Here is a 12001-nt window from a genome sequence, read left to right as displayed (position 1 = left end):
CGTGGCAAGATGTGCGAATAGCTGAATTAGTTGTGGTCCGTCAGCCTGGATCGCTTCGCTGCGCTCGCAATGACGTGGTGAGAGCCGTGGCTTACTGATACGCCGAGACGATGTCGCTCACCGCGCGCTCCAGCTGCTGCGCCGTGGCGCAGGGGCGCACGACGTTGCAGAAGGTCTGGTAGCGCGGCATTTCGGAGTCGCCCCAGCCCCAGGTGACGCGGCCTTCCGGGTTGAGCCAGACGACGCGCTTGGCGCGTTCTGAAATCGCTTTCAGGATATCTGCGCGCGGGTCGAGCTTGTTGCTGCGGGCATCGCCCAGCACAATCACGGTGGTCTGCGGCGTCACCGAGGCCATGAACTGCTTTTCGAAATCGACCAGCGAGGAGCCGTAGTCGGATGAGCCGAAGCCGACCTTGTGCATGATCTCGGCCATGGCCTCCTCGGTCGATTTCTGCTCCAGGATCTCGCTGACCTCGATCAGACGACCGGAGAATGCGAACGAGCGGACGTCGCTGACGACGTCGTGCAGGCTGTGGATCAGGAGCAGGAAGAAGTCGGAGACGCGCGCGACCGAGCCGGAGACGTCGCACAGGGCGACGATCTTCGGGCGGTCGCGGTGCTTCCGCTTCCAGGCGGTGAGGAAGGGGACGCTGCCCCAGGCGGCGTTGCGGCGGAGCGTGCGGCGCACGTCGAGATGGCCGCGGCGCTGCCGCTTGCGCGGCTTGCTGTAGCGTTCGCGCAGGCGGCGAGCGATCTGCCGGATCAGCGCGCGCATCGCCGCCACCTGGCGCGGCTCGATCCGCGACAGCTGCGCATTGCGCAGGATCTCGTGGCGCAAATTCTCGGTCTCTTCGCGGCCGTACAGCGCCAGCGCCTGGGCGACCGTATCGCGCACGGTGTCGCGCAGGCCGTCGAGGCCGGCCTGCAACCGCTCGGCCAGCGCCGGGTTGGTCTCCGTCAGCGCGTCGAGATCGTCGCGCAGCCGCTGGATGCCCATCGTCTCCAGCATGCGGCTGGAGTACAGGCCGCGCTGGGTGAAGTAGCGGATCTCCGACAGGCCAACGGCGCTGGAGGCGTTGGCGATCGCGGCCGAGATGTCGGCGGTATTCTGCGCCAGCAGCATCTGGGCGAGGGGGCCGAGCTCGGCATTCGCGTCCGCATCGCTCTGTTGTCCCGAGGACGGAGCAGCCTGCGCCTCGCCCGAGGCTCCGTCCTGCGACGCGTCGTCGTTGGTCTCGGCCTGCGCCGGATCGACATGGGCGAAGAACAGATCGAAGCAGGCGCCAAGCGCCTTCTTCTCATCCTCGCTCTTGGCGAGCGTCAGCAGCATCGTGTCTCGCAGGACCGTGCGATCGGCGACACCTATGCTTGCCACGGCGCGCATCGCGTCGATGCTCTCGGCCGGCGAGACATGCACGCCGGCGCCGCGCGCCGCCCGGAAGAACCGATGCAGGTTCTCCTGCATGGCGCCTACCCGAAGATGTTCTGGCGCTGCGCCTTGGCGACGAAGGTCGTCACCTGCGGCAGCGCCACCTCGATGTCCGACTCGTACTTCAGGAGCACGTTCAACGTGTCCTTCACCATCTCATGGCCGAGCTCGGCCGCCTGCAGCAGCACCAGCACACGTGCCCAGTCGATGGTTTCGCTGACCGACGGCTGCTTCTTCAGGTCGAGGGTGCGGATGTCATGGATGAAGGCGACGAGCTGCCGCCGCAGCGTCTGCGAGATGCCGGGCACGCGGCTCTCGACGATGCGCTCCTCCAGCCTCTGCTCGGGGAAGCCGATATGCAGATGCAGGCAGCGCCGCTTCAAGGCGTCGCCGAGATTGCGCTCGGAGTTGGAGGTCAGGATCACGGTCGGCGGCTTGGCGGCGGCGATGCTGCCGAGCTCGGGGATCGTGACCTGGAAGTCGGAGAGAATTTCCAAGAGCAGCGATTCGAACTCGGCGTCCGACTTGTCGATCTCGTCGATCAGCAGCACGCAGCCCGCGGGCTCAAGCAGGGCCTGGAGCAGCGGCCGCGGCTCGACGAATTCCTTGGAGAAGAACACGTCGCCGAAATCATGCAGCTGGCCGAGCGCGGCGTGCAGGGTCTGCGCGCCGCCCAGGACTTCCCCGAGCTTGTCCTTGAGGATCTGGGTGTAGAGCAGCTGCTTGGCGTATTTCCACTCGTACAGCGCCTTGGCCTCGTCGAGGCCCTCATAGCATTGCAGCCGGATCATCTTCAGGCCGCGCCAGGCGGCGATCGCTTTTGCGAGCTCGGTCTTGCCGACGCCGGCGGGACCCTCGACCAGGACCGGCTTGTCGATCGCCTGCGACAGGTAGACCGCGGTCGCGATCTGGCGGCTGGCGATATAGCCCTGCGCGGCGAGGCCGGCTTCGACGGCCTGGATCGAGGCGATGGCTGAAGAGGGGGCCGGGGAATCAGCCACTGAGCGTGCTCCGTTTGCTGGTATCGGGACCCCGGCGCTGACTTGATCGGCGTTTCCGGTCCCTGGACGTTGGCGCCAGGGGAAAACCCTGACTTTTCCTCGCATTGTGTTATGTCCTGGCTACGCGCAGAGGGCGGCCCTGTCCAGTGCGCGCGTGGGTGCTCCGGCCGCATGGCTGCCGGGCGCCGGCGGACAGCCCCCGAAAATCACGCCGAGCGGAATATGAACCGATCCATCCTGCATCTTCTCGTCCTCCTGGTCCTCGTGGTCGGAGGCGGCTGGATCATCGGCGCCTCCAACATGCCCGGCGCGTGGTACGGCTCGCTCAACAAGCCTTGGTTCACCCCGCCGGGCTGGCTGTTTCCGATCGCCTGGACGGTGATCTACATCCTCGTCGCGGTGGCCGGCTGGCGAACCTATGAGCGGGTCGAGAGCGGCGCCGTCATGCAGGTGTGGTGGGGCCAGCTGGTGCTGAACTTCGCCTGGTCGCCGGTGTTCTTCACCGCGCATCTGATGTGGGTCGCGTTCGCGATCATCGTCAGCATGTTCGTGCTGATCGTGACGTTCATCGTGATGCAATGGCGCGCGGACCGGATCGCCGCGCTGCTGTTCGTGCCCTACGCCTGCTGGGTCGCGTTCGCCTCGGTGCTGAATTTCTCGGTGAATGTGTTGAATTGAGATGAGCCGAGTTTGATGGAAGCTCGCTGTCAGATCAGACAACCGGTGCGCTCCCTCTCCCCGTCCTTACGGGGAGAGGGTTGGGGTGAGGGGCAACCGCGCGGGGAGTGTTCGCGGATAGACCTGTACCCCCTCACCCGGATTGCATCTGGCGATGCAATCCGACCTCTCCCCGCAAGCGGGGCGAGGTTGCAGCGAGTCCGCGGCTTCAAGCTCGCGCTACATGGCGTGCTGTGGCGAGCCCCCCAGCCATGAACCTCAAGCAGCTCGAATACTTTGTTCAGGTCGCCGAGCTCGGCTCGTTCAGCAAGGCCGCCTCCGTGCTCGATGTGGCGCAACCGGCGTTGTCGCGGCAGGTGCGGGCGCTGGAATCCGAATTGAAGCAGCAGCTGTTCGCGCGCAACGGCCGCGGCGTCGAGCTCACCGAGGCCGGCAAGCGGCTGCTCGATCACAGCGTCGGCGTGCTGCAGCTGGTGGCGCATGCGCGCGAGGATCTCGGCGCCAGCCGTGACGCGCCGGTCGGCCGCGTCACCATCGGCCTGCCGCCGAGCATCGCGCGGCAACTGACCCTGCCGCTGATCGACCGCTTCCGGAAGGAATATCCGGCGGCCCGGCTCGCGGTCGTCGAGGGCCTGTCGACGCATGTCGTCGAATGGATCACGTCGGGCCGCATCGACGTCGGCATGGTCTACAATCCCGACGCTCAGGCCGGCATCGAGATCACGCCGGTGCTGCAGGAGCCGCTGGCGCTGGTCAGCCACGCGCCGAAGGGCAAGCGCCGCGTCACCGCGCCGTTGCCGATGGCCGAGCTGTCGCGCTACAGCCTGATCATGCCGGAGCGCGTGCATGCGATGCGGCGGCTGCTGGAAACGCAGGCCGCGCTGGCCGGCGTCAAGCTCGACATCGCCTGGGAGGTGTCGAGCGTGCCCTCGATCATCGATCTCGTCTGCGCGGGCTATGGCCATGCCGTGCTGACACCGAGCGGCGTGGCGGCCTCGGGACGGGCGGGGGAGCTTGCGATCCGGCCGCTGACCGAGCCCGCCCCGACGAGCGTGCTGTGCTTCGTGACGTCGGCCCACAAGCGGCCCACGCCGCTGGCGCAGCAGACGATGAAGCTAGCGACAGCGCTGATCAAGAAGTTGCCGAGATAAATCGCGGATAAGCTCGGCTCGGGCGGTGCCACCCTCCCCTGGAGGGGGAGGGTCGTCTCACATGGAGCGCAGCGCAATGTGAGACGGGGTGGGGTGAGCCACACGGGTAGTCCCGCCGTGGCTTCACCCCACCCCGTCGCCCGCTTCGCGCGCGAGCGACCCTCCCCCTCCAGGGGAGGGTGGAGTCCGTGGCGTCCAGCGAGGCAAAAGCAAACGGCGGAGCTCTCAGACCCATTCTAAAATCAGCATGGCTCATCCGATATCATATTCCAGTTTGGAATATCTGATAGAAGCCCCCCAGCGCTGGTGCGGGCCGGCGCGCTCGGTCACATAAGCGGTCAAGCTGCCGAAGCAGCAGGACCGAGCGCGCGTGGAGCGCGCCCCTGCGGACCTCGGTCAACGCGCAAGAACAGCACCCCAAGGAAGCAGAAGCGATGCCTACGACCGCCCGCGTCGACGTCCAGGCCTTTCTCGACGACCACCCGTTCTCCGCCTTCCAGTGGCTGATCTTTGCGCTCGGCTTCGTTATCGTGTTGCTCGACGGCTTCGACACCGCGGCGATCGGCTTCATCGCGCCGTCGCTGCTGAAGGAGTGGGGCATCGAGAAATCGGCGCTCGGGCCGGTGCTCAGCGCCGCGCTGTTTGGCCTTGCCGCCGGCGCGCTGCTCGCCGGTCCCGTGGCCGACCGTCTCGGCCGCAAGCTGGTGCTGGTCGGCTCCGTCCTGATCTTTGGTGTCGCCTGTCTCGCCTCGGCCTTCGCGAGCAACCTCACTGAGCTCACCGTGCTGCGCTTCGTCACCGGCCTCGGCCTCGGCGCCGCCATGCCCAATGCCGTGACCCTGCTCAGCGAGTACTGCCCGGGCCGGCTGCGCGCCACCATGACCAATCTGATGTTCTGCGGCTTTCCGCTGGGCGCGGCCTGCGGCGGCTTTCTCGCGGCGTGGATGATCCCGCAATGGGGCTGGCGCAGCGTGCTGGTGCTCGGCGGCGCGACGCCGCTGGTGCTGACGGTGCTGCTGATCGCCATTCTGCCGGAGTCCGTGCACTATCTGCTGTCGCGCGGCGCCAATGTCGAGCGCGTGCGCAAGGTGATGCGCAAGATCTCGGCGAGGGCTGCCGATGTCGGCCAGTTCGTGATGCTGGAGCCGGAGCATGCCGAGACCACCCGCCGCGTCAACGCGACCGGCATCGGCATGGTGCTGTCGCCGGTGCTGCGCGTGGGCTCGCTGATGCTGTGGATCACCTATTTCATGGGGCTGGTGATCTTCTACTCGCTGATCAACTGGATGCCGATCCTGTTCAAGGATGTCGGGCTGAACCCGCAGACCGCGACGCTGATCTCGGCGCTGTTCCCGCTCGGCGGCGTCGGCGCGGTGTTCTTCGGCTTTCTCATGGACCGCTTCAACGCCAACCGCATCGTCGCGGTTGGCTATGCGCTGACGGCGGTGACGATCTTCCTGATCGGGCAGGCGGTCGGCAACATGGGCTTCCTGGTGGTGATCGTGTTCGTCGCCGGCGTCGTCATGAACACGGCGCAGTCGTCGCTGCCGGCGCTGGCCGCGGCATTCTATCCGACCCAGGGCCGCGCCACCGGCGTCGCCTGGATGATGGGCATCGGCCGCTTCGGCGGTATCGCCGGCTCCTTCCTGGTCGCCGAGCTGACCGCGCGGCACCTGACCTTCAGCGAGATTTTCACCGTGATCGCAGTTCCCGGCTTGATCGCGGCGCTCGCCCTTGTGGTAAAGCAGATTGTGGGACCGGGCGGCCGCGCCAGCGGCAAGGATGTCGGCAGCCCCGTGGTCGCGCATTGAGCGGCGCCGGACGAAAAAGCTTGAGGGAGAGACTGACGTGATCATCGACGTGCACGGCCATTACACGACGGCTCCGAAGGCGCTGGAAGAGTGGCGCAACCGGCAGATCGCGGGGATCAAGGACCCGTCCGTGATGCCGAAGGTCTCCGAACTCAAGATCAGCGACGACGAGCTGCGCGAGAGCATCGAGAGCAATCAGCTCAAGAAGATGAAGGAGCGCGGCAGCGACCTCACCGTGTTCTCGCCGCGCGCGAGCTTCATGGCGCACCACATCGGCGACTTCCAGGTGTCCTCGACCTGGGCCTCGATCTGCAACGAGCTGTGCTACCGCGTCAGCAAGCTGTTCCCGGATAATTTCATCGGCGTCGCGATGCTGCCGCAGTCGCCGGGCGTCGATCCGAAGACGTGCATTCCCGAGCTCGAAAAGTGCATCAAGGAGTACGGTTTCGTCGGCATCAACCTGAACCCGGATCCCTCCGGCGGTCGCTGGACCTCGCCGCCGCTGTCGGACCGGCACTGGTATCCGATCTACGAGAAGATGGTCGAGCTCGACATCCCCGCGATGATCCACGTCTCGACCAGCTGCAACGCCTGCTTCCACACCACAGGCGCGCATTATCTCAACGCCGATACGACGGCATTCATGCAGTGCCTGACCTCGGACCTGTTCAAGGACTTCCCGACCCTGAAGTTCCTGATCCCGCATGGCGGCGGCGCCGTGCCGTATCATTGGGGCCGGTTCCGCGGCCTCGCCCAGGAGCTGAAGAAGCCGCTGTTGAAGGATCATTTGCTCAACAACATCTTCTTCGATACCTGCGTCTACCACCAGCCGGGCATCGACCTTTTGACCGGCGTGATCCCGATCGACAACATCCTGTTTGCCTCGGAAATGATCGGCGCCGTCCGCGGCATCGATCCGGAGACCGGCTTCTACTACGACGACACCAAGCGCTACATCGAGGCCGCCAAGCTGACCCCCGAGCAGCGCCACCAGATCTACGAAGGCAATGCCCGGCGCGTGTTCCCGCGTCTCGACGCCGCGTTGAAGGCCAAGGGCAAGTAATCTAAAGCGAGCCATGAGCACCCCCATGAACAATCTCGGCATCGTCAAGAAAAACATCACCCGCGCCGACAAGGCGGCGGTGGAGAAGCTGTCGAAGTTCGGCGTCGCGACCATCCATGAGGCGATGGGTCGCGTCGGCCTGATGCAGTGCTACATGCGTCCCATCTATCCGACCGCGAGGATGTGCGGCACCGCCGTCACCGTGCTGCTGCAGCCCGGCGACAACTGGATGCTGCATGTCGCGGCCGAGCAGATTCAGCCAGGTGACGTCGTCGTCGCCGCCTGCACGGTGGAGAACACCGACGGCTTCTTCGGTGATCTCCTGGCCACCAGCTTCCGCGCCCGCGGTGCGCAGGGCCTCGTGATCGACGGCGGCGTCCGTGACGTCGCCGATCTTACCGAGATGCAGTTCCCGGTGTTCTCGCGGGCGATCAGCGCCCGTGGCACCGTGAAGGCGACGCTCGGCTCGGTCAACATTCCGATCGTCTGCGCGGGTGCTGCCGTCAATCCGGGTGATGTCATCGTCGCCGATGTCGACGGCATCGTCGTGGTCCCGGCCGCAGTCGCGCATCAGGCGGCGGACGCCGCGGCGGCGCGCGAGGCCAACGAGGCCGACAAGCGCGAGAAGCTGGCGTCGGGCGTGCTTGGCCTCGACATGTACAAGATGCGCGAGCCCTTGGCGAAGGCCGGGCTCAAATATATCGACTGAGGCGCAATGACTGCGGCATCCAACCAGTGGCATGTCGGGCTGATCGGCTACGGCGAGGTCGGCAAGATCCTCGCCGAGGATCTGCGCAAGGACGGCGTGCGTGTCTCTGCCTATGACGTGAAGCTCGCTGATATCAGAGGCGACGCGATGCGCGCGCACGCTGACAGCATCGGCGTGACGCTCGCGGCCTCGCACGCCGAACTTGCGGCGCAGGCCGACTTCATCGTCTCCGCCGTCACCGCCAGCCAGGACGTATCGGTCGCGGAAGCCTGCGCTCCGACGATCAAGCCGGGCGCTTGGTTCCTCGACTTCAACTCGGCCTCGCCCGGCGCCAAGCAGCGCGCGGCGGCGCGGATCGACGGCGCCGGTGGACGCTATGTCGAAGGCGCGGTCATGACCTCGGTGCCGCCCTATCGCATCAAGGTGCCGCTGCTGCTCGGCGGCGCCGGCGCGCGTGAGCTGGCGCCGCTGCTCAACGATCTCGGCTTTGCCGCCAAGCCCGCCAGCGACAAGCTCGGCGTCGCCTCGGCGACCAAGATGTGCCGCAGCATCATGATCAAGGGCCTCGAGGCGATGGTGATCGAGAGCTTCACCACCGCGCGCGCCTATGGCGTCGAGGACGCGGTGCTGGCCTCGCTGAAGGAGACCTTTCCCGGCATCGACTGGGAGAAGCAGGGCGCCTATTTCTTTCAGCGCGTGATCGAGCATGGCCGCCGCCGCGCCGAGGAGGTGAGGGAGGTCGCCGAGACCGTGCGCGACATCGGGCTGACGCCATGGTCGGCGGACGGCACCGCCGAGCGCCAGGCCTGGGTCGCCGATCTCGCCGATGACGGCCTGTTCGGCACGCGCGGCACCAAGGAGTTTGCGCGCAGCGCCGACTGGCGCACCGAGGCCGATCGTATCATCAACAAGATCAAGTCCAAGGAGTAGGGAACCTCATGGAGTTCCAGAAGACCCCGGGATGGCTGGACTGGTACGACGGCCCGTCGAAGCCGCGCTTCAAGGTGCCGGCCGGCAGCGTCGATGCGCATTGCCACGTGTTCGGCCCCGGCGCCGAATTCCCTTATGCGCCGGAGCGGAAGTACACGCCGTGCGACGCCTCCAAGCATCAGCTCTATGCGTTGCGTGACCATCTCGGCTTCGCCCGCAACGTCGTGGTGCAGGCGACCTGTCACGGCGCCGACAACCGCGCGATGGTTGATGCGCTCGTGCATTCCAACGGCAAGGCCCGCGGCGTCGCCACCGTCAAGCGCAGCGTCACCGATGAGGAGTTGAAGGCGATGCACGACGCGGGCGTGCGCGGCGTCCGCTTCAACTTCGTCAAGCGCCTAGTCGACTTCACGCCGAAGGACGAACTCGTCGAGATCGCCAACCGGATCAACAAGCTCGGCTGGCATGTTGTGATCTATTTCGAAGCCGTTGACCTGCCGGAGCTGTGGGACTTCTTCACCTCGCTGCCGACCACCGTCGTCGTCGACCACATGGGCCGGCCCGATGTGACCAAGCCAGTGGATGGTCCGGAGTTCGAGCTGTTCGTGAAGTTCATGCGTGAACACAGCAACGTCTGGTCCAAGGTGAGCTGCCCGGAGCGTCTGTCGGTGAAGGGACCGTCGGCGCTGAACGGCGAGCCAAACGCCTATCGCGACGTGGTGCCGTTTGCGAAGCGCATCGTTGAGACCTTCCCGGATCGCGTGCTGTGGGGCACCGACTGGCCGCACCCGAACCTGAAGGACCACATGCCTGACGACGGCCTGCTGGTCGATTTCATTCCCCACATCGCGGTCACCGAGGAACTGCAACGCAAGCTCCTGGTCGACAATCCGATGCGGCTGTACTGGCCCGAAGAATCCTGAAGGAGGGAAGCGATGTCGCTCGATAAACCCTATACCGACGTTCCCGGTACGACCATCTTCGACGCGGACATGTCGCGGATGGGCTATCACCTCAACCAGTTCTGCATGTCCTTGATGAAGGCGGAGAACCGCGCCCGCTTCAAGGCCAATGAGCGCGCTTATCTCGACGAATGGCCGATGAGCGAGGAGCAGAAGCAGGCGGTGCTGGACCGCGACCTCAACCGCTGCATCGCGCTCGGCGGCAACATCTACTTCCTCGCCAAGATCGGCGCGACCGACGGCAAGAGCTTTCAGCAGATGGCCGGCAGCATGACCGGCATGACCGAAGAGCAGTATCGCGAGATGATGATCAAGGGCGGCCGCTCGGTCGAGGGCAACCGCTACACCGGGGAGAAGAAGTAAATGGCAAAGATCTCCGCAAGCGTTTTCACCTCGCACGTCCCGGCGATCGGCGCCGCCCTCGACCTCGGCAAGACCGGCGAGGATTATTGGAAGCCGGTGTTCGCGGGCTACGACTTCGCCAAGCAGTGGGAGAAGGAGCAGAAGCCGGATGTCGTGTTCCTGGTCTTCAACGACCATGCGACCGCCTTCAGCCTGGACATGATTCCCACGTTTGCGATCGGCACTGCGGCCGAGTATCAGCCGGCCGACGAGGGCTGGGGCCCGCGGCCCGTCCCGAAGGTGATCGGGCATCCCAAGCTCGCTGCGCATATCGCGCAGTCGGTGATCCAGGACGATTTCGACCTCACCATCGTCAACAAGATGGACGTCGACCACGGCCTCACCGTGCCGCTGAGCCTGATCTTCGGCCAGGTCGATGCCTGGCCGTGTCCGGTGATCCCGTTCGCCGTCAACGTCGTGCAGTATCCGGTGCCGTCGGGCCGCCGCTGCTTCATGCTGGGCAAGGCGATCCGCAAGGCGATCGAGAGCTATGACGAGCCGCTCAACGTGCAGATCTGGGGCACCGGCGGCATGAGTCACCAGCTGCAGGGTCCGCGCGCCGGCCTGATCAATCGCGAATGGGACAACGCCTTCCTGGACAAGCTGATCAACGATCCGGAAGGGCTGTCCAAGGTGCCGCATATCGATTACGTCCGCGAAGCCGGCAGCGAGGGCATCGAGCTCGTGATGTGGCTGATCGCGCGCGGCGCCATGAGCGACGTCAACGAGACCAAGAAGGGCAACGCGCCGACCGTGCGTCACCGCTTCTACCATGTGCCGGCCAGCAACACTGCCGTCGGCCATGTCATTCTGGAGAACAACTAAATGGCTGACACGATCAAGGTCGCGCTTGCCGGCGCCGGCGCCTTCGGCATCAAGCATCTCGACGGCATCAAGAACATCGACGGAGTCGAGGTGGTGTCGCTGGTCGGCCGCCGCTTCGACCAGACCAAGGAAGTCGCCGACAAATACGGCATCAAGCACGTCTCGACCGAGCTTGCCGACAGCCTCAAGCTGCCGGAGGTCGATGCCGTCATTCTCTGTACGCCGACGCAGATGCACGCCGCGCAGGCGATCGACTGCCTCAAGGCCGGCAAGCATGTCCAGGTCGAGATTCCGCTCGCCGATTCCTTGAAGGACGCGCAGCAGGTCGTCGAGCTGCAGAAGGAGACCAAGCTGGTGGCGATGTGCGGCCATACGCGGCGCTTCAACCCCAGCCATCAGTTCGTGCACAAGAAGATCAAGGCCGGCGAATTCCACATCCAGCAGATGGACGTGCAGACCTACTTCTTCCGCCGCACCAACATGAACGCGCTGGGCCAGCCGCGCAGCTGGACCGACCACCTGCTGTGGCACCACGCCGCGCACACGGTCGACCTGTTCGCCTATCAGGCGGGCTCGCCGATCGTGAAGGCCAATGCGATTCAGGGACCGATCCACCCGACGCTCGGCATCGCCATGGACATGTCGATCCAGCTGAAGGCCGCCAATGGCGCGATCTGCACCTTGTCGCTGTCGTTCAACAATGACGGTCCGCTCGGCACCTTCTTCCGCTACATCGGCGACACCGGCACCTACATCGCCCGCTACGACGATCTGGTGAATGGCAAGGAGGAGAAGATCGACGTCTCCAAGGTCGACGTCTCCTTGAACGGAATCGAGCTGCAGGACCGCGAGTTCTTCGCCGCGATCCGCGAGGGCCGCGAGCCGAACGCCTCCGTCGCCCAGGTGCTGCCCTGCTACCAGGTGCTGCACGAGCTCGACGAGCAGCTCGCCAAGGGCTGAGATCTTTCCCTCCTCGCGCGGTTGTGTGCGGGGAGGGAACCTCCGGCGCCTGGACAAGGCGCCGGGAGGCGTTGCGCGGG

The 12001-nt window shown here is 65.5% G+C and carries 12 protein-coding genes; 10 read left to right on the top strand and 2 right to left on the bottom strand.

The annotated features are described in order from the left end of the window. Positions 1-91: 91 nt before the first annotated feature. A complete protein-coding gene (locus tag ACVILH_RS30965; RefSeq protein ID WP_456716281.1) occupies positions 92-1465 on the bottom strand; it encodes a vWA domain-containing protein in 1374 nt (457 codons plus the stop codon). Between the two features lie 5 nt (positions 1466-1470). After that, positions 1471-2430 (bottom strand): AAA family ATPase, encoded by a 960-nt coding sequence (locus tag ACVILH_RS30960; protein WP_456716280.1) that lies wholly within the window; start codon positions 2428-2430, stop codon positions 1471-1473. A gap of 264 nt (positions 2431-2694) precedes the next feature. Here ACVILH_RS30960 and ACVILH_RS30955 point away from each other — a divergent pair, with 264 nt between their 5' ends. From ACVILH_RS30955 to ACVILH_RS30910, 10 genes are all read left to right on the top strand, one after another. Further along, the gene (locus ACVILH_RS30955) at positions 2695-3108 is read left to right on the top strand and encodes a TspO/MBR family protein (RefSeq protein WP_172134131.1); all 414 of its coding nucleotides are present in this window, start codon (positions 2695-2697) and stop codon (positions 3106-3108) included. 251 nt (positions 3109-3359) lie between these two features. Next, positions 3360-4259 (top strand): LysR family transcriptional regulator, encoded by a 900-nt coding sequence (locus ACVILH_RS30950; protein WP_456716279.1) that lies wholly within the window; start codon positions 3360-3362, stop codon positions 4257-4259. A gap of 434 nt (positions 4260-4693) precedes the next feature. Further along, on the top strand, positions 4694-6070 hold the full coding sequence (locus ACVILH_RS30945; RefSeq protein WP_456716278.1) for an MFS transporter: 1377 nt from the start codon (positions 4694-4696) through the stop codon (positions 6068-6070). Positions 6071-6107: 37 nt separating this feature from the next. Continuing rightward, complete coding sequence (locus tag ACVILH_RS30940) at positions 6108-7133, top strand: amidohydrolase family protein (RefSeq protein WP_456716277.1); 1026 nt, start codon at positions 6108-6110, stop codon at positions 7131-7133. A 13-nt stretch (positions 7134-7146) separates the two neighbouring features. Further along, on the top strand, positions 7147-7842 hold the full coding sequence (gene ligK, locus ACVILH_RS30935) for a 4-carboxy-4-hydroxy-2-oxoadipate aldolase/oxaloacetate decarboxylase (RefSeq protein WP_456716276.1): 696 nt from the start codon (positions 7147-7149) through the stop codon (positions 7840-7842). 6 nt (positions 7843-7848) lie between these two features. After that, on the top strand, positions 7849-8772 hold the full coding sequence (locus tag ACVILH_RS30930; RefSeq protein WP_456716275.1) for a DUF1932 domain-containing protein: 924 nt from the start codon (positions 7849-7851) through the stop codon (positions 8770-8772). An 8-nt stretch (positions 8773-8780) separates the two neighbouring features. Continuing rightward, positions 8781-9695 carry an amidohydrolase family protein gene (locus tag ACVILH_RS30925; protein WP_456716274.1) on the top strand — a complete coding sequence of 305 codons (915 nt, stop codon included), beginning with the start codon at positions 8781-8783 and terminating at the stop codon, positions 9693-9695. A gap of 12 nt (positions 9696-9707) precedes the next feature. Further along, entirely contained in the window at positions 9708-10097 is a 390-nt protein-coding gene (gene ligA / locus ACVILH_RS30920; protein ID WP_006609598.1) for a protocatechuate 4,5-dioxygenase subunit alpha, read from the top strand. Then, a complete protein-coding gene (locus ACVILH_RS30915; protein WP_006609597.1) occupies positions 10098-10961 on the top strand; it encodes a class III extradiol dioxygenase subunit beta in 864 nt (287 codons plus the stop codon). Then, complete coding sequence (locus ACVILH_RS30910; RefSeq protein ID WP_456716273.1) at positions 10962-11921, top strand: Gfo/Idh/MocA family oxidoreductase; 960 nt, start codon at positions 10962-10964, stop codon at positions 11919-11921. Positions 11922-12001: the final 80 nt, after the last annotated feature.

This window comes from Bradyrhizobium sp. USDA 4353 (assembly GCF_054063215.1).
This window is presented reverse-complemented; position numbering and strand designations above follow the sequence as displayed.